At 68.3% G+C, this 20,617-nt stretch carries 18 protein-coding genes and 2 pseudogenes; 13 read left to right on the top strand and 7 right to left on the bottom strand.

The features are described from left to right. Positions 1 to 150 precede the first annotated feature (150 nt). Positions 151 to 1,164, bottom strand: coding sequence for a uroporphyrinogen decarboxylase/cobalamine-independent methonine synthase family protein (locus M5I08_RS05245; protein ID WP_219066670.1), 1,014 nt, complete (start codon positions 1,162 to 1,164; stop codon positions 151 to 153). A gap of 195 nt (positions 1,165 to 1,359) precedes the next feature. Between M5I08_RS05245 and M5I08_RS05240 the strand changes: the two are divergent. Next, positions 1,360 to 1,440, top strand: a pseudogene (locus M5I08_RS05240) (sensor domain-containing protein); the annotation flags it as partial. Here M5I08_RS05240 and mnmA read toward each other — a convergent pair. The 3 genes and pseudogenes from mnmA to M5I08_RS26590 form a co-directional block, all read right to left on the bottom strand. Beyond that, complete coding sequence (gene mnmA, locus M5I08_RS05235; RefSeq protein WP_219066671.1) at positions 1,437 to 2,519, bottom strand: tRNA 2-thiouridine(34) synthase MnmA; 1,083 nt, start codon at positions 2,517 to 2,519, stop codon at positions 1,437 to 1,439. The pseudogene M5I08_RS05240 and the gene mnmA sit on opposite strands and share 4 nt — an antisense overlap. Then, on the bottom strand, positions 2,516 to 3,697 hold the full coding sequence (locus M5I08_RS05230; protein ID WP_219066672.1) for a cysteine desulfurase family protein: 1,182 nt from the start codon (positions 3,695 to 3,697) through the stop codon (positions 2,516 to 2,518). The genes mnmA and M5I08_RS05230 overlap by 4 nt, the downstream gene beginning before the upstream one ends. Before the next feature lie 33 nt (positions 3,698 to 3,730). After that, positions 3,731 to 4,303, bottom strand: a pseudogene (locus M5I08_RS26590) (lysophospholipid acyltransferase family protein); the annotation flags it as partial. 50 nt (positions 4,304 to 4,353) lie between these two features. Here M5I08_RS26590 and M5I08_RS26585 point away from each other — a divergent pair. Both M5I08_RS26585 and glgX read left to right on the top strand, forming a co-directional pair. Then, positions 4,354 to 4,515: a hypothetical protein gene (locus M5I08_RS26585; protein ID WP_370328676.1), complete on the top strand. Its 162-nt coding sequence runs from the start codon at positions 4,354 to 4,356 to the stop codon at positions 4,513 to 4,515. A gap of 234 nt (positions 4,516 to 4,749) precedes the next feature. Next, positions 4,750 to 6,867, top strand: coding sequence for a glycogen debranching protein GlgX (gene glgX, locus M5I08_RS05220; protein ID WP_219066739.1), 2,118 nt, complete (start codon positions 4,750 to 4,752; stop codon positions 6,865 to 6,867). Positions 6,868 to 6,886: 19 nt separating this feature from the next. Here the strand turns inward: glgX and M5I08_RS05215 are convergent, their stop codons facing one another. Both M5I08_RS05215 and M5I08_RS05210 read right to left on the bottom strand, forming a co-directional pair. Then, positions 6,887 to 7,843: an electron transfer flavoprotein subunit alpha/FixB family protein gene (locus M5I08_RS05215; protein ID WP_219066674.1), complete on the bottom strand. Its 957-nt coding sequence runs from the start codon at positions 7,841 to 7,843 to the stop codon at positions 6,887 to 6,889. 49 nt (positions 7,844 to 7,892) lie between these two features. Then, on the bottom strand, positions 7,893 to 8,693 hold the full coding sequence (locus M5I08_RS05210; protein WP_219066675.1) for an electron transfer flavoprotein subunit beta/FixA family protein: 801 nt from the start codon (positions 8,691 to 8,693) through the stop codon (positions 7,893 to 7,895). A 242-nt stretch (positions 8,694 to 8,935) separates the two neighbouring features. On the opposite strand from M5I08_RS05210, the gene M5I08_RS05205 reads away from it, so the two are divergent. From M5I08_RS05205 to M5I08_RS05160, 10 genes are all read left to right on the top strand, one after another. Continuing rightward, entirely contained in the window at positions 8,936 to 9,724 is a 789-nt protein-coding gene (locus M5I08_RS05205; protein ID WP_219066676.1) for a class I SAM-dependent methyltransferase, read from the top strand. Further along, the gene (locus tag M5I08_RS05200) at positions 9,721 to 11,265 is read left to right on the top strand and encodes a 1,4-alpha-glucan branching protein domain-containing protein (RefSeq protein ID WP_219066677.1); all 1,545 of its coding nucleotides are present in this window, start codon (positions 9,721 to 9,723) and stop codon (positions 11,263 to 11,265) included. Before M5I08_RS05205 ends, M5I08_RS05200 begins: the two co-directional genes overlap by 4 nt. After that, the gene (locus M5I08_RS05195) at positions 11,262 to 12,485 is read left to right on the top strand and encodes a glycosyltransferase family 4 protein (protein WP_219066678.1); all 1,224 of its coding nucleotides are present in this window, start codon (positions 11,262 to 11,264) and stop codon (positions 12,483 to 12,485) included. The genes M5I08_RS05200 and M5I08_RS05195 overlap by 4 nt, the downstream gene beginning before the upstream one ends. A gap of 195 nt (positions 12,486 to 12,680) precedes the next feature. Then, on the top strand, positions 12,681 to 14,210 hold the full coding sequence (gene crtI, locus M5I08_RS05190; RefSeq protein WP_219066679.1) for a phytoene desaturase family protein: 1,530 nt from the start codon (positions 12,681 to 12,683) through the stop codon (positions 14,208 to 14,210). Then, entirely contained in the window at positions 14,207 to 15,169 is a 963-nt protein-coding gene (locus M5I08_RS05185) for a phytoene/squalene synthase family protein (protein ID WP_219066680.1), read from the top strand. The genes crtI and M5I08_RS05185 overlap by 4 nt, the downstream gene beginning before the upstream one ends. Then, a complete protein-coding gene (locus M5I08_RS05180; protein ID WP_219066681.1) occupies positions 15,166 to 15,489 on the top strand; it encodes a lycopene cyclase domain-containing protein in 324 nt (107 codons plus the stop codon). Before M5I08_RS05185 ends, M5I08_RS05180 begins: the two co-directional genes overlap by 4 nt. Continuing rightward, positions 15,486 to 15,797, top strand: coding sequence for a lycopene cyclase domain-containing protein (locus tag M5I08_RS05175; RefSeq protein WP_219066682.1), 312 nt, complete (start codon positions 15,486 to 15,488; stop codon positions 15,795 to 15,797). Before M5I08_RS05180 ends, M5I08_RS05175 begins: the two co-directional genes overlap by 4 nt. Further along, positions 15,784 to 16,509, top strand: a complete 726-nt coding sequence (locus M5I08_RS05170) for a class I SAM-dependent methyltransferase (protein ID WP_249763137.1) — start codon at positions 15,784 to 15,786, stop codon at positions 16,507 to 16,509. Before M5I08_RS05175 ends, M5I08_RS05170 begins: the two co-directional genes overlap by 14 nt. Next, on the top strand, positions 16,506 to 18,023 hold the full coding sequence (locus M5I08_RS05165; RefSeq protein WP_219066683.1) for an FAD-dependent oxidoreductase: 1,518 nt from the start codon (positions 16,506 to 16,508) through the stop codon (positions 18,021 to 18,023). The genes M5I08_RS05170 and M5I08_RS05165 overlap by 4 nt, the downstream gene beginning before the upstream one ends. Continuing rightward, positions 18,020 to 19,018: a DUF5914 domain-containing protein gene (locus M5I08_RS05160; protein WP_219066684.1), complete on the top strand. Its 999-nt coding sequence runs from the start codon at positions 18,020 to 18,022 to the stop codon at positions 19,016 to 19,018. The genes M5I08_RS05165 and M5I08_RS05160 overlap by 4 nt, the downstream gene beginning before the upstream one ends. On the opposite strand, the gene M5I08_RS05155 is transcribed toward M5I08_RS05160, so the two are convergent. Continuing rightward, on the bottom strand, positions 18,991 to 20,538 hold the full coding sequence (locus tag M5I08_RS05155; protein WP_219066685.1) for a DUF2867 domain-containing protein: 1,548 nt from the start codon (positions 20,536 to 20,538) through the stop codon (positions 18,991 to 18,993). The two genes, M5I08_RS05160 and M5I08_RS05155, sit on opposite strands and share 28 nt — an antisense overlap. Positions 20,539 to 20,617 lie beyond the last annotated feature (79 nt).

The raw sequence follows: 20,617 nt of genomic DNA, 5'->3' as shown, positions 1-20,617 counted from the left end.
CTAACCAGGCTCGACTGCCATCAACGCGAGCACAGCCCCATCCAGCCCCGCGCCGCTTGAACGCCACCCCCGACGAATTTACGAGCGCGACCACTTAGGTTGGCGAGACCATCGGGTCGAGCGCCACTCATCTAGCCTGCGACGCGCAGGCTAGATGGCGTCGGGGTCGTCGGCGAAGGCCTCCGCGGCGCGCCGAGCCAGCCCGATGGCAGTGCGCGCCCACTGCGGGGTCGCCGCGGCCAGACCGCACGCCGGGGTGACACCGATGCGGTCGCGCAACGCCGAGCGACCGAACCCGAGCCGGTCGGTGACCGCCACGACGGCGGCGGCAACCTCCTCCGCCGAGGGGTGTCGCGTCGGTGCGCTGGGCGACACTACGCCGAGCATGACGGTGCGGCCCGATTCGACGAATTCGGCGACGGCATCGATATCGGCGGCCCCAAGGGTCGCCACGGCGATCGAAATCGCCGCAATATTGCTGTTTTGCAACACTTTCCACGGTAACTCCGCGTCGCAGCTGTGCACCGACACCTCGGCGCCAGCGGTGGCCGCACAGGTGTCGAGCATGGCGGTGGCAAACGTCTCGTCGATGGGGGCGACCGGGCTCAGCGCGGTCACCCCGGCGAGCCGCCCGGTTACCGCCGCCGTCAGCAACGGCTCGTCGAACTGCACCACCACGGGCGTGTCGAGTCGACGCGACACCTCGGCCCGGTGTGCGGCGACGCCTTCGGCCAGTGAGGCGACGATATCGTGCACGGCGCCAAGATCGCTGATCGCGCGATGCCCGTTGGCCAGTTCCAGCTCGGCGGCCAGTGTGATCGGCCCCGGCGCCTGCACCTTGACGGGTCGCCCGCTGCCCCGCAACCCCGCGGTCTCCCACGCCTCTTCCAGCGCGTCGATATCCTCGGCGAGCAGGCTGATCGCACGCCGCGTCACCGCGCCGGGCCGGGCCGCGATGCGGTAGCCCCGTGGCACCGTGTCGATGGCCATGTCGATCAGCAGCGCACCGGCGCGGCCGACGCTGTCGGCGCCCACTGCCCGGGCGGGCAGCTCGACGATGTGGGCCATCGCGGCGCCCAACTCACCGACGACCACCTCGGCCGCTTGGCGCGCAGCGGTGCCGGGCCACGACCCGGTCCCACTGGCGGTTGCGAAAACGCTCACCAGCCAACCGTATTCGATCGAGTTCCGGGCGCGACGCGCCAGGGCCCGCCGGCACGATTAGGCTCGGATAAACGGAAGCTGGAAAACGATGACGTCACGAGTGCTGGTGTTGTTCGCTGCGGCCCTGCTGGCCGCAGCCTGCACCCGCATGACGGACGGCACCGCGGTACCGGCATCCGGCGCCCGACCCCACCGATGGAGGTCACCTTCTGCGGGTTCCCGGAGTCGGTGTCGACGATCGTGATCACCAACATCGCCGCCAACGTCCCCGGCTAGCGCCGCGGCGCCGCACGCGTAATAGTGGCGCTGCCGATCACCTCGTCGCCGTCCGGGTCACGGCGGTAGCACACCAGCGTCTGGCCGGGCGCCACACCGCGCAGCGGGGTGCGCAGACGGACCACAAGGTCATCGCCCGCCAACTCGGCGACCGCGTCGACGGCCTCGCCGTGCGCGCGCACCTGCACCGCGCACTCGACGGGTCCGCTCGGTGACGTCCCGGCGGTGAAAACGGGCTGCCGGCCGGTCAGCTGCCGAACATCCAGGTCGGCCGCCGAGCCCACCTCGATGGTGCCACTGTCGGCGTCGATCGCGGTGACATAGCGCGGCCGGCCGTCCGGCCCCGGGCCGGCAATGCCCAGTCCTTTGCGCTGGCCGATGGTGAAACCGTGCACCCCCTCGTGGCTGGCCAGCACGCTCCCCCGCTGGTCGACGACCGAACCGCGGCGCACCCCGATCCGCTCCCCCAGGAAAGCACGGGTGTCACCCGACGGGATGAAGCAGATGTCGTGGCTATCCGGCTTGTCCGCGACCGCCAGCCCGCGCCGAGCCGCCTCGGCGCGAATCTGTGGTTTCGGGGTGTCCCCGATCGGGAACGCGGCATGGCGCAGTTGATCGCAGGTCAGCACCGCCAGCACATAGGACTGGTCCTTGTCCGGGTCGACGGCACGGCGCAGCCGCCCGCCGGACAGCCGAGCGTAGTGCCCGGTGGCGACCGCATCGAAACCCAATGCCAGTGCACGTGTCGCCAGCGCGGAGAACTTGATCCGCTCGTTGCATCGCACACACGGGTTCGGGGTCTGTCCGCGAGCGTAGGACGACACGAAGTCGTCGATCACGCCTGCCTTGAACTCGTCGGCGAAATCCCATACGTAGAAGGGGATTTCGAGGACATCGGCGACGCGGCGGGCATCGCCGGCGTCCTCCTTCGAGCAACAGCCCCGCGAGCCGGTCCGCAATGTGCCCGGGACATGCGACAACGCCAGGTGGACGCCGACCACATCGTGGCCGGCATCGACCATGCGCGCGGCGGCGACCGACGAATCGACGCCGCCGCTCATGGCGGCCAGAACCTTCATCGTGACGCCCCGGCGGCGGCCAGTGCGGCTTGCCGGGCGCGGGCCACGGCCGCAGGCAGCACTCGTAGCGCGGCGTCCACATCGGCCTCGACGCTGGTGTGGCCCAGCGACAATCGCAACGACCCGCGAGCAGTGGCAGGCTCAGCGCCCATGGCAAGCAACACGTGCGAGGGCTGCGCCACTCCGGCGGTGCACGCCGACCCTGTCGAGCATTCGATTCCGTTGGCATCCAACAACATCAGGAGTGCATCGCCCTCGCACTCGTCGAAGGTGAAGTGTGCGTTGCCCGGCAGCCGTCGCAGGCCGAGCGCACCGTTGACCCGGGCGCTCTCGATGCCTGCCAGCACACCGTCGATGAGACGGTCGCGCAGTAGTCGCAGCCGCGCGCTGTTGGCCTCCAGCCCGTCCACGGCAAGCCGCATCGCCGTTGCCATGCCGACGGCACCGGCGACATCGGGAGTGCCAGAACGAATGTCGCGTTCCTGACCACCGCCGTGCGACAGCGGCGCGCAGCCGACGTCGCGACGCAGCAACAGCGCACCCATCCCGGGAGGGCCGCCGAACTTGTGTGCGGCCACGCTCATCGCGGATAGTTGGCTGGCGCCGAAGACGACCGGCAGCTGCCCCACCGCCTGGACGGCGTCGCTGTGCATGGGTACGTCGAATTCGGCTGCGACAGCGGCGAGTTCGTCTATCGGCATGATCGTGCCGACCTCGTTGTTGGCCCACATCACCGAGACCAGCGCGACGTCGTCGTGGCGCTGTAGCGCCTCACGCAGCGCGGCGCCCGACACCGATCCGTCGGCGGCGGTGGGCAACCAAGTGACCTCGGCGCCTTCGTGGTCAACCAGCCAGTTCACCGAGTCCAGCACCGCATGGTGCTCCACCGCGGTGGTCACAATGCGCCGGTGGCGCGGCTGGGCGTGGCGGCGCGCCCAGTAGATCCCCTTGACGGCGAGATTGTCGCTCTCGGTGCCGCCGGCGGTGAAGATCACCTCGGACGGACGCGCATCCAGCTTGGCCGCGATCAACTCGCGGGACTCCTCCATTCGGCGTCGGACGGCCCGACCCGTGGTGTGCAGCGACGAGGCATTACCCACCGCGCTCAGCGCGGCCGTCATCGCCTCGATGGCGACGGGGTACATCGGGGAGGTCGCGGCGTGATCCAGGTAGACCATGACCCGCCCAGGATACCGGCACCTGCGGCGCCCTCATGAGGCCAGCACGGGCCGACGTGGCTGATGAGCCGGGTGCGACGCCGCCGTCGTGCTGATAGCGGCCTGGCAGCGGCGGGCCAGCTCACGCCGACCGGCACCCGGCAGCTGCAGTGCTTCGACATAGACCTGCGCCACCGTGCGGCGAGCGACCAGCACCCGGCCGATCGAACGCAGCAGCGTGTCGTCGCCGACATAGGCCGGGACGGTCGAGACGCTGCCGTCGCGGTGGTGGCAGCGCAGCCGCAGCGGCTGGACCGGTCGGCCGGTGTCGACGGCGGCTTGGAACATCGCCGGATAGAACGGCCCCGACCCGCGGTGGGATTGCCCCGCTTCTCCTCCGGCAGCGTCGCGGCCGGCATCGTCGCGCGGCAGACCACACCAGGTGGTGCCCTCCGGGAACGCGACCACCGTCTGACCCGCGCGCAAGCGAGCGGCCACGGTGTCGACGACGCCAGGCAGCTGCCGCAGGCTGGCTCGGTCGATCGGGATGACCTCGATGATGCAGGCCATCATCCGCACCGCGAGATTGGCGGCGACGTCGGCGCGGCCGACAAACGACGTGGGTAACGCGTCGACGCGATTGTGACCGATGCGGCCACCGCCGAGGCGCTCAAGCCGTGGTACGGCTGCTACTGCGCTACTGCAACGGCGAGGGCCACGCGGATGCGCGGTTGGACCAGGACAGCTTCTTTTTCGGCAACCCAACCGAATACGCCGACATCCTCGAGGCGTGGCGAGACACGGGCGACTCGACGGACTCGCGAAGCGGGCTTCGGTAGTTACCGGCGGACAACCTCGCGCGAGCAGACGCAGAATCGCACGCGAAAGGCTCGCGTAGTGCGATTCCGCGTCTGCTCGTGCAAGCGAAGTCAGGTGTGATCCACCGCGCGGTGGGTATCCCCCAGCATGCAATTCAGGTCGGGGCCAGGCCGTCGCAACGCGGCCCATCGGCGAAAGAGGGCGCTGTGACGGAAACGGTCGGGTCGGTCGACGCAAAGCCGGTGGCGTCCACGATGGAGCAGTGGCCCGGGAAGGCCTACCCGCTGGGCGCGACCTACGACGGGTCGGGCACCAATTTCGCGATCTTCAGCGAGGTCGCCGAGCAGGTCGAGCTTTGCCTTTTCGACGCCGACGGCGCCGAGTCCCGAGTGCCGCTGATCGAGGTGGACGGATTCGTCTGGCACGGCTTTTTACCGGCTGTCGAACCCGGCCAGCGCTACGGCTACCGGGTGCACGGGCCCTACGCTCCGGCGGCCGGGCATCGGTGCAACCCGAACAAGCTGTTGATCGATCCGTACGCCAAGGCGATCGACGGCAACTTCGAATGGCACCAGGCGCTGTTCAGCTACAACTTCGGCGACCCCGACAGCCGCAACCATGACGACTCAGCGCCGCGCATGCCGAAGTCGGTAGTGATCAATCCGTTCTTCGACTGGGGCAACGACCGTCCGCCCGGCCACGAGTACGCCGACACAGTCATTTACGAGGCGCACGTCAAAGGGCTGACGCAACTACACCCCGACATTCCAGAGCGGATGCGGGGCACCTACGCCGGCATCGCGCATCCTGTCATCATCGAGCACCTGAAGGCTCTGGGCGTCACTGCGATCGAACTGATGCCGGTGCACCACTTCGCCAACGACTCCACGCTGGTGGAAAAAGGTCTGTCAAACTACTGGGGATATAACACAATTGGCTTCTTCGCCGCTGATTCCAAGTACACCTCCAGCAGCACACCCGGCGGTCAGGTGCAGGAGTTCAAGACCATGGTCCGCGCACTGCATGCGGAAGGCATCGAAGTCATCCTCGATGTCGTCTACAACCACACCGCCGAAGGAAACCATCTGGGCCCGGCGTTGTCGATGCGTGGCATCGATAACGCCGCCTATTACCGGCTGGTCGATGACGACCGGCACTACTACATGGATTACACCGGGACCGGCAACAGTCTCAACGTCGGTCACCCGCACACGCTGCAACTGGTCATGGACTCGTTGCGGTACTGGGTGACCGAAATGCATGTTGACGGCTTCCGATTCGACCTCGCGGCAACCCTGGCCCGCGAGTTCTACGACGTCGACCGGCTGTCAGCGTTTTTCGAACTGGTGCAACAGGATCCGACGGTAAGTCAGGTAAAACTGATCGCCGAGCCGTGGGATGTGGGCCCAGGCGGCTATCAGGTGGGAAACTTTCCACCGCAATGGACGGAGTGGAACGGCAAATTTCGCGACACCGTTCGCGACTATTGGCGCGGCGAGCCGGCAACGCTCGGCGAATTCGCCTCCCGGCTGACCGGTTCAGCGGACCTCTACGAGCACACGGCGCGGCGCCCGGTGGCTTCGATCAATTTCGTCACCGCGCACGACGGGTTCACTCTGCGCGACTTGGTTTCGTACAACGAGAAACACAACGAGGACAACAAAGAAGGCAACAACGACGGCGAGAGCAACAACAAGTCGTGGAACTGTGGCATCGAAGGCCCAACCGACGATCCGGCGGTCAACGTGCGGCGTGCCCGCCAGCAGCGCAACTTTCTTGCGACGACGCTGCTGTCGCAGGGAGTCCCGATGATCTCACACGGCGATGAACTGGGCCGCAGTCAAAATGGCAACAACAACGGCTTCTGCCAGGACAACGAAATCACTTGGGTGCACTGGGATAAGGCGGATGTGGAGCTGATGGAGTTCACCCGGTCGGTATCCGCTCTGCGGGCCGGCCATCCGGTGTTTCGCCGCCGCCGGTTCTTCAAAGGTGTGCCGGTGCGCCGACGAGGCGCACAGGCACAGCCCGATATCTCGTGGTTCAGGCCGGACGGCTCCGAAATGAGCGACGAAGACTGGGATTCGGGGTTCGGTAAATCGGTCGCGGTCTATTTGAACGGCTTGGGCATCCCCGACCTCGACGCCCGCGGACAACGAGTAACCGACAACTCGTTTTTGCTGTGCTTCAACGCGCACCACGAGCCGATCGAGTTCACCTTGCCACCGCAAGAATTCGGCCGAGCGTGGATGCCCGTCGTCGACACCTCTGCCACAACGCCGAATTCAGAAGATCGCGAGCCGATTCGGGCCGGCAGTACCGTGCCGGTCGGTCCACGCGCAATGGTGGCGCTAGAGGCCGACAGCGAGTAACCGCCGCGCGACAGGCGGGTCAGCCCTTGCGGGCCTTCACCGCCTCGGTGAGCTGCGGCGCGACCTTGAACAAGTCGCCGACCACGCCGTAGTCGGCGATCTCGAAGATCGGCGCCTCCTCGTCCTTGTTGACCGCGACGATCGTCTTGGACGTCTGCATGCCGGCACGGTGCTGGATCGCCCCGGAGATGCCGAGCGCGATGTAGAGCTGCGGCGAGACCGTCTTGCCGGTCTGGCCGACCTGGAACTGGCCCGGGTAGTAGCCGGAGTCCACTGCCGCGCGGGACGCGCCGACCGCGGCGCCCAGCGAGTCGGCCAATTCCTCGACCACGCGGAAATTCTCGGCGCTGCCCACCCCGCGGCCACCGGACACCACGATCGTCGCTTCGGTGAGCTCTGGTCGGTGGCCGACGGTCGCAGGCTCGCGCGCGGTGACCTTGGCCGCGTTCGCCGCCGGCTCGGGCACCTCCACGGCGACCTGCTCGCCCGCGCCGTCGGCCGGTTCGGCGTCGATCGCGCCGGCCCGCACGGTGATCACCGGGGTGTCGCCGTTGGCCTGAGCCTCGACGGTGAACGCTCCACCGAAGATGGAGTGCACCGCCTTGGCGCCGGGCTGGACGTCGACCACGTCGACCAGCAGACCGGAACCGATCCGGGCGGCCAGCCGGCCGGCGATCTCTTTACCGTCTGCATTGGCTGCCAACAAAACGGCTGCCGGACTGGCTGATTCGGCCAAACCGGCCAGCACGTCGACGGCCGGGGTGATCAGGTAGTTCTCTGCGGCGTCGGATTCCGCGACGTAGACCTTGGCGGCGCCGGCCGCCTTCAGCGCGTCGACGAGCGGCGCGGCGGTGCCGGGCTTGCCCACCACAACGGCGGCTGGCTCGCCCAAAACACGTGCCGCGGTGATTAATTCGGAGGTGACCTTCTTCACAGCGCCTCCGGCGTGCTCGGCGAGCACCAGTACTTCAGCCATGGGTTATGCGGTTTCTTTTCTTTAACGGAATTGGTGTTGGATTTGAGACTTAGATGATCTTCTGCGAAACCAGGTACTCGGCGATCTTGCTGCCGCCGTCGCCCTCGTCGGCGACTTTCTCACCGGCGGTCTTGGGCGGCTTGGGATTTGCGCCCAGCACCGTTGACCCGGCGTTCGCCAGCCCAACCTCGTCAGCCTCGACACCGATTTCGGCAAGCGTCAGCTTGGTGACTTCCTTCTTCTTGGCGGCCATGATGCCCTTGAAGGACGGGAAGCGCGGTTCGTTGATCTTCTCGTTCACGCTGACCACCGCGGGCAGCGAGGCCTCCAGGGTGAACACGCCGTCGTCGGTTTCACGCTCACCGCTGATCTTTCCGCCCTCGAGCGACAGCTTGCGCAAATGAGTCAGCTGCGGCAGTCCCAGGTACTCGGCGACGATGGCCGGCACCGCGCCACCGACGCCGTCGGTGGACTCGTTACCCGCGATCACCAGCTCGGCGCCCTCGATGGTGCCCAGCGCACGCGCCAGCGCCCATCCGGTCTGGATGACGTCCGACCCATGCATGCCGTCGTCGAGCAGGTGGACGGCCTTGTCGGCGCCCATCGACAACGCCTTGCGGATGGCCTCGGCGGCGCGCTCCGGGCCCGCGGTCAGCACGGTCACCGATCCCTCGGTGCCGTCGGCGGCCTCTTTCTCCCGGATCAGCAGCGCCTCCTCGACGGCCCGCTCGTTGATCTCGTCCAGCACGGCGTCGGCGGCCTCACGGTCCAGCGTCCAATCGGCGTCGGTGAGCTTTCGCTCGGACCAGGTGTCTGGAACCTGCTTGATCAGGACCACAATATTCGTCATGAGTGTCGGTCGTCCTCCTAGGCAGAGCCCTGCAGCAGCCGGCGCAAGACTTAGGTCACGGCTTGTGCATCCCGCACACGCATGTTACTAGCGGGTAACTTTGCGCGGTTTGCCTTCCCACCATAGCGGGTCGTCCTGCAGGTTCTGCTCGCGCGTCCACCCAGCGAGCGGGAATACCGTCGGTGAACCATTCGCGACGACCGCCCCAGGGGCTAGCCTAGGAGGGCTAGCCTGCCTAATCAATGAGCGCATTTGTCCCCCGCCTTCCCCCCGCGCGTGTCGACGCCGAATTGACGTTGACCGGTGAACGCACGATCCCGGGCCGCGACGTGGAGAATTACTGGTTTCGCCGCCACGAGGTGGCCTATGAGCGGTTGTCGCCGCGCTGCGCGGGACGCGAGGTGCTCGAGGCGGGCTGCGGGGAAGGCTACGGGGCCGACCTGATCTCCCGCGTCGCGCGGCGGGTGATCGCGCTGGACTACGACGAGACCGCCGTGGCGCATGTGCGGGCCCGCTATCCGCAGGTAGAAGTGATGCACGGCAACCTGGCTGAGCTGCCGCTGGCCAACGCGTCGGTCGATGCGGTGGTCAACTTTCAAGTCATCGAACACCTGTGGGATCAGGGCCGGTTCGTCAGCGAGTGCGCCAGGGTGCTGCGCTCATCGGGTCTGTTGATGGTGTCCACGCCCAACCGGATCACGTTCTCGCCGGGCCGCGACACCCCGATCAACCCGTTTCACACCCGAGAGCTCAATGCCGACGAGCTGACCGGGCTGTTGGTCGACGCCGGCTTTGCGTTGGACGGCCTGTACGGAGTTTTTCATGGACCGCGGCTGGCCGAGATGGATGCCCGGCACGGCGGCTCTATCGTCGACGCCCAGATCGCGCGGGCGGTCGCTGACGCGCCCTGGCCGGCGGAGCTGCTGGCCGACGTCGCCGCGGTCAGCACCGCGGACTTCGACATCGTCGACGCTGATGCTCGCAGCATCGATGACAGCCTGGACCTCATCGCGATCGCGGTGCGCAGATGACACAGCCGACCGGTAGCCACGGTAGCCACGTGCCGGGTCTGTTCACCCTGGCGCTGCACACCCACCTGCCGTGGCTGGCCCACCACGGCCGCTGGCCCGTCGGCGAGGAATGGCTCTACCAGTCGTGGGCGGCCGCTTACCTGCCGCTGCTGCAAGTGCTGCGGAAGCTGGCCGGCGAGGACCGCCGTGGCCTGATCACCCTGGGCATGACGCCGGTGGTGGCCGCACAGCTCGACGACCCGTATTGCCTGGACGGGATGTATCACTGGTTGGCCAACTGGCAACTGCGCGCCGCCGAGGCAGCGACGTTGCCGGACTTGCGCTCGTTCGGGATTCGCGAGTTCGCTGAGGCCGAGCGGGCACTTGACGATTTCACCACCTGGTGGCGCCACGGCGGAAGCCCGCTGCTTCGCGGGCTGATCGACGCCGGCACGGTTGAGTTGCTGGGCGGTCCGCTGGCGCATCCGTTCCAGCCGTTGCTGACGCCGCGGCTGCGCGAGTTCGCGCTGCGCGAGGGTCTGGCCGATGCCCGGCAGCGGTTGGCGCACACACCGATTGGCATCTGGGCGCCGGAGTGCGCCTACGCCCCGGGGATGGAACACGACTACGCCGCCGCCGGAGTCGGCCATTTCATGGTCGACGGGCCGTCGCTGCACGGTGACACCGCGCTGGCCCGGCCGGTCGGCGACACGCACGTCGTCGCGTTCGGACGTGACCTGCAAGTCAGCTACCGGGTGTGGTCGCCGAAATCCGGCTATCCCGGCCACGCCGCCTACCGTGATTTCCACACTTACGACCATCGCACCGGCCTGAAACCCGCCCGGGTTACCGGCCGCAACGTGGCCTCGGATGCCAAGGCGCCCTACGATCCCGATCGTGCCGACCGCGCAGTCGATAACCACGTCGCCGATTTCGTCGACGTGGTCCGCGATCGGCTGCTGGCCGAATCCGAGCGCATCGGGCGACCGGCGCACGTGATCGCCGCGTTCGACACCGAGTTGTTCGGCCACTGGTGGTACGAAGGACCGGTGTGGCTGGAACGGCTACTGCGTGCACTACCGGAAGCCGGGGTGCGCATCGGCACGCTGAACGACGCCGTCGCCCAAGGTTTTATCGGCGAATCCGTTGAATTACCGCCCAGCTCTTGGGGTTCCGGAAAGGACTGGCAGGTATGGGCCGGTGACAAGGTGGCCGACCTGGTACAGCTCAACAACGAGGTTGTCGACACCGCGTTGAGCACCGTCGACAAGGCGCTGGCTCAGACGGCATCCCTGGACGGGCCGATCCCGCGCGACCAGATCGCCGATCAGATCCTGCGCGAGACATTGCTTACCGTGTCCAGTGATTGGCCATTCATGGTGAGCAAGGACTCGGCCGCCGACTACGCCCGCTACCGGGCCCATCTGCACGCCCACGCCGCCCGCGAGATCGCCGGAGCGCTGGCGTCGGGCCGCCGGGACACCGCGCAGCGGCTGGCTGAGGGCTGGCACCGGGCCGACGGGCTGTTCGGCGCACTGGATGCACGCAGGCTGCCGCGATGAAAATCCTGATGGTGTCGTGGGAGTACCCGCCGGTGGTGATCGGCGGGCTGGGCCGGCACGTGCATCACCTGTCCAGCGCGCTGGCCGCCGCCGGGCACCAGGTCGTCGTGTTGTCGCGGCGCCCGAGTGGAACCGATCCGAGCACCCACCCGTCGTCCGACGAAATGCAGGACGGCGTGCGGGTGGTCGCCGCCGCGCAGGACCCGCACGAGTTCACCTTCGCCGACGACATGATGGCCTGGACACTGGCGATGGGGCACGCGATGACGCGCGCCGGGCTGGCACTGGACTTGCGCCCTGACGTCGTACACGCCCACGATTGGCTGGTCGCCCATCCCGCCATCGCGTTGTCGGAGTTTTACGACGTGCCCATGGTTTCCACGATCCACGCGACTGAAGCCGGCCGGCATTCCGGATGGGTCGCCGGATCGCTGAGCCGGCAGGTGCACGCCGTGGAATCCTGGCTGGTGCGCGAATCCGATTCGCTGATCACGTGTTCGGCGTCGATGCGCGACGAGATTACCGAGCTGTTCGGCCCGGGACTGGCCGAGGTGAGCATGATCCGTAACGGCATCGACGTGGCCCGCTGGCCGTTCGCGGCCCGGCGGCCGCGTAGCGGGCCGGCGGAACTGCTGTTCGTGGGCCGGCTGGAATACGAAAAGGGTGTGCACGACGCGATCGCGGCGCTGCCGCGGATCAGGCGCGCCCATCCGGGCACCACGCTGACCATCGCCGGCGCAGGCACCCAGCACGACTGGCTCGTCGGGCAGGCTCGTCAACACCGGATGGTCAAGGCAACCCGATTCGTCGGCCGGCTCGATCACGACGAGCTCTTAGCGGCTTTGCATCGCGCCGACGCGATCGTGCTGCCCAGCCACTACGAGCCGTTCGGGCTGGCGGCGCTGGAGGCCGCCGCGGCGGGAACGCCGTTGGTGACGACGAACATCGGCGGCCTCGGCGAAGCGGTGATCGACGGTGAGACCGGGATATCCTGTCCGCCAAGCAATGTGACACGGCTGGCCGAAGCTGTCGGCGCCGTGCTCGACGACCCGTCGGCCGCGCAGCGCCGGGCCCGGGCCGCGCGGGAACGCTTGACCTCCGACTTCGACTGGCGCACGGTGGCCGACGAGACCGCGCAGGTGTATCTGGTGGCCAAACGCCGCGAACGTCAGCCGTTGCCGCGGCTGCCTATCGTCGAGCACGCGCTGCCGGATCGGTAGTCCGCGCGCGAAGGAGCCGGGCAACAGATTCGGGCCGGCCCGGGCTCGCCGGTACCGTCGACGACATGGGAATCGTGTATTCGAGCATCATCGACGCGCCGATCTACGAAGTGTTCGACTGGCACGCCCGCCCCATGGCCGACATCTGCACGAAGCGCACCGAATGACGCCGGCGATCCCGGGAGGCATCCGCTGATGCGGACAGTGCAGGCTCGAAGCGATCGGGTGGTCGTCGTCGGCGCGGGCTTCGCGGGTCTCGCGGCGGCCCTGCACCTGGCCGGCCGCGGCCGCGAAGTGACGGTGGTCGAACGGGAAAGTTGGCCCGGTGGACGCGCCGGGCGGGTCGACGTCGACGGCTACCGCCTCGACACCGGGCCCACCGTGCTGACCATGCCCGACATCATCGACGAGACGTTCGCTGCGGTCGGTGAAACCGCTTCGGCACGAGTAGATCTGCTCGAGGTAGATCCGGCCTACCGCGCGCAGTTCGCCGACGGCAGCAGCCTTGATGTGCACAGCGACGCGGATCGCATGGCCACTGCGATCCGGGATTTCGCCGGTGCCGAGCAGGCCGCGGGCTACCGGCAGCTGCGGGACTGGCTGACACGGTTGTACCGGATCGAGTTCGACGGGTTCATTGCCAGAAACTTCGATTCCCCGCTGTCGATGCTCAACCCGCAGCTGGCCAGGCTGGCGGCGATCGGCGGATTCCGCAAATGGGAGGCGATGGTCAGGCGCCACATCAGCGACCCGCGGCTGCGCCGAGTGTTCACCTTCCAGTCGCTGTATGCCGGGGTGGCGCCGCAGCAGGCGCTGGCGGTCTACGCGGTGATCGCCTACATGGACACCGTCTCGGGCGTGCTGTTTCCGCGCGGCGGGATACGGGCGCTGCCCGACGCGCTGGCCGCCGCCGCCACGGATGCCGGCGTGCGATTCCACTACGGCGCCACGGTCACCGGGCTGGAACGCGCGGGTAACCGGGTGACCGCCGTGCACACCGACTCCGACCAGCGCATCACCTGCGACGCGGTGGTGCTGACCAGTGAACTGCCGCAGACCTATGCACTGCTGGGCCGCGAACCCCGCCGGATCGGCGCCCTGCGGCCGGCGCCGTCGGCGGTGGTCGTGCACATCGGCCGTCCCAGTCGGCCGTCGGCGAATCGCCCACTGGCACATCACAACATCGTGTTCGGCGGCGCGTGGGACCAGACATTCGCCGACATCATCCGCGACGGCCGACTGATGCGGGACCCGTCGCTGCTGGTCACCAGGCCCACAGCCGGCGACCCGAGCCTGGCCCCCGCCGGCCACGACCTGTTCTACGTCCTGGCGCCGGCGCCCAATCTGAGCCGCGGCGTCCTCGACTGGTCTCGGATCGGCGACGCCTACACCGAGCGACTGCTCGACGTCGTGGCAGCACGACTGATTCCCGGTCTGCGCGAGGGGGCCAAGGTGCTGCACGTCGTGGATCCCGCGGACTGGGCCCGCCAGGGCATGATCGCCGGCACCCCGTTCGCGCTGGCCCACACCTTCGCCCAAACCGGGCCATTCCGTCCGGCCAACGTGGTGCGCGGCGCCGACAACGCGGTGCTGGCCGGATCGTCCACCGTGCCTGGTGTCGGGGTGCCGACCGCGCTGATCTCCGGGCGGCTGGCGGCCGACCGCATCACCGGCATCGTCGAGGAGTCGAGGCGGACCGTCGTCAGCGGAGCCGGCCGGCCATGATCCGCAGCGAGCTGGACGCCGCCGGCATCGCGGACCCGAACCTGCGCGAGGCATATCGACGCTGCCGGCAAATCAATGCCGCCCACGGCCGCACCTTCTTTTTGGCCACCAGACTCCTTGCGCCCGAACAACGTCCACCGGTTCACGCGCTGTACGGGTTCGCCCGCTACGCCGACGACATCCTCGACGATCTGGATCCCAACCTGGACACCGCGATCCGCGGGGCGCGGCTGCAGGAGTTGTCCGACAAGTTCTTCGGACGCGTCGGCCACGGTAGCGAACCGGTGCTGGCGGCGGTCAGCCACACCGCGCGCCGCTACGGCATCAGAGACGAACTGTTCGACGACTTTCTGGCCTCGATGCGGATGGATCTGACGATCACCGACTACCCCGACCGCGCTGCGCTGAACCTGTATATGAAGGGCTCCGCGGAAGCTATTGGCCTGCAACTGCTGCCGATCTTGGGTACGGTCGGCCCGACCGAGCAGGCCGCGCCGTACGCCGCAGCGCTGGGCTGGGCCTTCCAACTCACCAATTTCCTGCGCGACATCGACGAAGACCTGACCCGCCGACGGGTCTACCTGCCCGCCGACGAACTGGCCGCCCACGGCGTCGATCGCGACCTGCTGATGTGGTGCCAGGCCAACCGCCGCACCGATCGCCGGGTTCGCCAGGCGTTGGCCGACCAGCACGCCCTGGCCCGAGGTGTCTACCAGTACGCCCAAGGCGGGATTTCGCTGCTGGCCCCGCGGTCGCGGGCCTGCGTGGCCACCGCGCTGACGTTGTACTCGGATATTCTCGACCGCATCGAAGACTGCGACTTTGCCGTATTCGGCCGGCGCGCCACCGTGGGCGCCGCGCGACGGCTCGGCGTCGCCGGCGCCGGGTTGCTGCGGTCGTGGCGGGCGCGGCGCAGGCACCCGGCCCGCTCCGCCGATCGCCGATCCGGTGTGGCGTGATCGACCGCTGGCAGTACCTCATCGTTCTTGCGGCGTGCCTGGTGATCACCTTGCCGTTGGAGTTCTTCGGCGACGGCGTCTACCGTCAGCCCGGGCGGGCGGTGCGGGCTGTCGCACCGGTCGCCGCGGTGTTTGTGCTCTGGGACGAGGTCGCGATCGCCGCACACGTGTGGACCTACAACCCGGCCTACATCGTCGGGGTTTATCTGCCGGTCCGGGTGCCGATCGAGGAGGTCTTGTTCTTCATCGTCGTCCCGGTGTGCGGGCTGCTGACCTACAACGCGGTCAGCGCCATTCTGAAACGGGTCAACCGCCGATGACCGGGCTCGGCTACACCGTGCCGGCCGTGCTCGCCGTCGTCGTCGTATGCGTCTTGGAGCTCACGGCGTTGCGCACCGGGCTTTTTCGACGCCCGGCCTATTGGTTGTCGATGCTGATCGTGGTCGGGTTTCAGATCCTGGTGGACGGATGGTTGACGAAGCTCAGCGCTCCAATCGTGCGCTACGCCGATCGGCAGACCACCGGTCTGCGGTTTGGGTGGGGCATCCCGGTCGAAGATTTCCTGTTCGGCTTCGCGTTGGTCACCGCGGTGCTGCTGGTGTGGGAACGGCAACGTGAGCCTCGGTGACACCGGCCTGCCCCGCCGCGACGTCCCGGCCGCCTTCGACGTCGGCGCCGCCGCCTACGACCGCCTGGTCGGCGCCAGTCCCGGATACCACGCCCAGCTGCGGCTTTCGGCACGCCGGATGCGCCTGCCCGCCGACGGGCAGGGGCTGCGGTTGCTCGACGCCGGCTGCGGCACCGGGGCCTCGACAGCGGCGTTGCGCAGTGTCGCCCCGCAGGCCGACATCGTCGCTGTCGACGCGTCGCGGGGAATGCTCGAGGAGGCGCGGGCCAAGCCCTGGCCCGCGTCGGTGCGGTTCGTGCACTGCCCCGTCGAGGCGCTCGCCGAAAACGGCGTCACCGGGCCGTTCGACGGGATCCTGGCCGCCTATCTGATCCGTAATCTGTCGGATCCCGACACGCAACTACGTGCGCTGCGCAGCCTGCTGCGGCCCGGCGCCACGCTGGCGGTGCACGACTACTCGGTACGCGACTCGCGCGCCGCCACCTGGGCGTGGCATGCGGTGTGCTGGGGCATCATCATTCCGGCCGGCTGGCGGCAGACCGGCGACGCGACGCTGTACCGCCATCTGTGGCGCAGCGTGCTGACCTTCGACGGCGCCCGCCAATTTCGACATCGGTTGCGCGACGCGGGTTTTGCCGCGGTGCACAGTGAAACCATGCCCGGCTGGGAAGCCAACATCGTGCACACGTTCCTCGGAGACGCGCCGCGATGACCGATCGTCGCCGCCGGATGCATCCGGCGCCGCGGGGCCTGCCCGATGCCGGCGCACTGTCGTCTCGGCCGCGCGCGGTCGTCATCGGCGCCGGTATCGCGGGCCTGGCCGCTGCCACCGGGCTGGCCGAACGCGGGATCGCCGTCGACGTCATCGAGCGCGAGGACTACCTGGGCGGGCGGGTCGGCGCCTGGACCGAGCACCACCGTGGCGTCCAGCTCGCCATGAACCGGGGCTTCCACGCCTTCTTCCGGCAGTACTACAACTTGCGGGAGTTGCTGCGCCGCGTCGACCCCCAGCTGTCGATGTTGACCCCGGTCGACGACTACCCGCTGATCGACGGCGCCGGCCGGCGGGACAGCTTCCGGGGGCTGCCTCGCACACCGCCGTTCAACGCGCTGGCGTTCGCGTTGCGCAGCCCGACCTTCCGGCTTCGCGACCTGGCCAGGATCGACGTCCGCGCCGCCGCCCCGCTGGCGGCGGTGTCGTTGCCCGACGTCTATCACCGCCTCGATCACATCGACGCCGAGACTTTTTTGAAGAGTCTGAATTTCCCCACCGCGGCGCGCCACCTGGCTTTCGAGGTGTTCTCCCGCAGCTTCTTCGCCAGCCCGACGCAGCTGTCGGCCGCCGAGCTGGCCACCATGTTCCACATCTATTTCCTCGGCTCCAGCGAGGGCCTGATTTTCGACGTCGCCAACGCCAACTACGACACCGCGCTCTGGCAGCCGCTGCAGGACTATCTGAGCGAGCTCGAGGTGCGGTTTCATCAGGGCACGGCGGTGGCCCGCATCGAGCGCGGCCACACGTTTCGGGTGCACACCGATACCGGTGACCAGTTGGACGCCGACGCCGTGGTGCTGGCCACCGATGTGGCCGGGCTGCAGCAGATCGTCGCGGCGTCGCCGGGTCTCGGTGACGACCTGTGGCGGGCACGAATCGCGCGACTGGGCGCCGCGCCGCCGTTTTTGGTGCACCGGCTCTGGCTCGACCGCCCGGTCGCCGCGCCACGGCCGGCGTTTTTGGGCACCGCAGGCCACGAACCGCTGGACAACATCAGCGTCTTGGACCGCTATGAACGCCAGGCCGCCCGGTGGACCCGCCAACGCGGCGGCTCGGTTGTCGAATTGCACTCCTATGCAGTGGAATCCGCGCAGCCGAAGGACGCCATGTTAAGCCGGCTGCATCAGCTCTATCCCGAAACCGCGCGGGCTGAGGTTGTCTACGAGCGGGTGCTGCACCGCCGCGACTGCCCGCTGTTCGCGCCGGGGACATACGCACAACGTCCCACGGTCGCCACGCCGTTGCCCGGACTGGCGCTGGCCGGCGACGGAATCCGCATCGACCTGCCGGTGGCGCTGATGGAACGCGCCGCAACCACCGGCTGGTCAGCGGCCAACCAGACGTTGGCGCAATGGGGCCTCGCCGGACATGCGTTGTGCACGGTGCCCACCGAGGGCCGCTCGGCGCTGTTGCGCTTTTTTGCCGGACGAGAAAGGCTTTCTCCGCAATGACGATCGGCGACCGGATACGGCGACGCTGGCCGAAGGATTGGCCGCTGCAGGCCATCGCGCCGGTGGCGTGGGCCGGCCAGCGCCCGACGTATCGCGACGCCCAGCCGGCGATCATCAACGCCGCGCTGGACCGCTCGCAGCGCCGGCCGACCGGCAACTGGTATGTGTTCGCCGCCAGCCGCGACGTGGCGACCGGCCGGCCCTTGGGCGCCCGCGTCGCAGGTGTCGAACTGGTCGCCTGGCGCGATCAGCACCGGCGGCTGCGCGTCGGGCCGCGCAGTTGTCCGCATCTGGGCGCCGACCTCGCCACCGCGGTGGTGCACCGCGGCGCGCTGATCTGCCGATGGCACGGTCTGTGCCTCGACGGTGACGGGGATGAATTCCGGTGGAAAACGTTGCCCGCCCACGACGACGGCGTGCTGGCGTGGGTTCGTATGGACGGCGTTGGTGGCGAACCGCCGCTTGATCAGCCGGTGATTACGGCCAGGCCGGCCGGCGACAGCCTGCACGCCGTCGCCAGCCTCACCGGTGCATGCGAGCCGTCCGACATCATCGCCAACCGCTTGGATCCGTGGCACGGCGGCTGGTTTCACCCTTATTCGTTTACCCGCCTCGAGGTGCTGACCACTCCGAGCGAGGAGGCGGACCGGTTTTTGGTCGCGGTGACCTTCAGCGTCGGGCGGCTGGGCGTGCCGACCGTCGCCGAGTTCACCAGCCCCGAGGCGCGGACCGTCCTGATGCGCATCGTGGACGGGGAGGGAACCGGCAGCGTCGTCGAAACTCACGCCACACCAATCGGTCTGGGTTCTGACGGTCGGCCACGGACCGCGGTGATCGAAGCCGTCGTCGCGCATTCCGAACGGACCGGATTCCGGCGGGCACGCTATGGCGCCCCGCTGATTTCTCCCCTGATGCGTTTCGCCGCGGCCCGGCTGTGGCGCGACGACCTGGCCTACGCCGAACGCCGCTACCGGCTGCGCGCCGGAACGCGATGAAAAGCCGCCGCGGCGCCCTGGTGGCGCTCACCGTCGCTGCGCACTTCGCTGAAAACCGCGGCGCCGGCCCGGCGCTGGACCGCCGAGGTGATGTCGCGGGCGATACCACCGAGCAACGCATCCCGAACCGGGCCGGACGCCGCCCACAGTGCTTCACCGGCGAGGCCATGCGGCGCAAACAGCGTGGTCTGTCGAAACGAGGAGCGGCCGTCGCCGTCGTCGTGCGCTGACAGCTCGAGCCATAACCGGCCGGGCAGCGCAATGTCCGCGCGCAGCCGCAGCAGGTGCGGCCGTTGCACATGCTCGACCCGCCACCAGTCCAGCGCTTCACCGGCATGCAGCCGGTGCGGATGCGGTGGCCGCCGGTGAACCTTCGCGGCGCCGCCGAGCCTGCCCATCCACCCCCGCAGCACCCAGGCGAGCGGGGCCGCCGACCAGCCGTGCACGGTGCCCAGCGCCTCGAACGCCTGCCAGAGCGTTTCGGCGTCGGCGTCCAGGCGCCGTTCCCACACATGCTCTTTCAGCGATCCGCCGGCCCACGCCGGGTCGGTGGGCAGCGGCCGCGACGGTGCGTCGTCGTCGCCGCGCCGCGACCAGCGGGTCTGCAGCTCGCCGGCTCGCAGCCGGGCCAGGGCCAGTTCGACGGCCTCTTCATAGTGGGTGAGTCCGCCCGGGGGATCGGGGATGTGTTCGCCGATGTCGTGCTCGGCGCATACCACGTCGTTTTCCAGGGAGTCCATCAGCGACGTGGCGAGCACGCGTGGCAGCGGGGTGATCAGGTTCACCCAGTGCGACGAGAGCCACGGCGTCAACACCGGCACCGGAATCGCCACCCGGCGCACCAGCCCCGCGATCGCGGCGTACTTGCGGATCATCTCGGTGTAGGTGAACGTATCCGGACCGCCGATATCGAAAGTCCGGCTCACCTCGGCCGGCAGTTCTGCCGCGTTGGTCAGGTAGTAGAGCACGTCGCGCACCGCGATCGGCTGGACCCGAGTTCGCAGCCACCGGGGGGTGACCATCAGCGGCAGTCGTTCGGTCAGATAACGCAGCATCTCGAAGCTGGCCGAGCCTGCCCCGATGATCGCCGCCGCGCGCAACTCCACGGTGGGAACTTTGGACTTACCCAGCAGTCGTCCCACTTCTTCCCGGGACGCCAGATGGTCGGACAGCTCCTGCTGATCGGGAATGATGCCGCCGACGTAGACGATGCGCGAAAGTCCGGCTTGTCCCGCCGCGTCGGCGACGATCGAGGCGGCCCGGGCGTCGAAGTCGACGAAATCCGAACGCAGCAGTGAGTGCACCAGGTAGTAGAGAACTTGCTGACCCTCGAGTGCTCCGCGGACCCGTTCGCGATCCGTGACGTCGCCGTCGACCACGTCGACCTGCTGGCGCCACGGCACGTCGTCGAGTTTGGCGGGGGTGCGTGCCATCACCCGAACTTCATGCCCGGCGGCAAGAAGCGCCGGCGCCAGACGCGCGCCCAGGTAACCGGTCGCACCGAAAATGACGCAGCGCATGGTGACACTCCCTCGGCCGCAGTCCCGACGGCGTATAGCCAGCGTAGCAAGGATCTGCTTCAATTGATTAATAGTTAAG

The sequence above is a fragment of the Candidatus Mycobacterium methanotrophicum genome (assembly GCF_023515995.1).
Lineage (GTDB): Bacteria > Actinomycetota > Actinomycetes > Mycobacteriales > Mycobacteriaceae > Mycobacterium > Mycobacterium methanotrophicum.
Note: the sequence above shows the minus strand (reverse complement) of the source record. Positions and strands in the feature narration are given on the sequence as shown.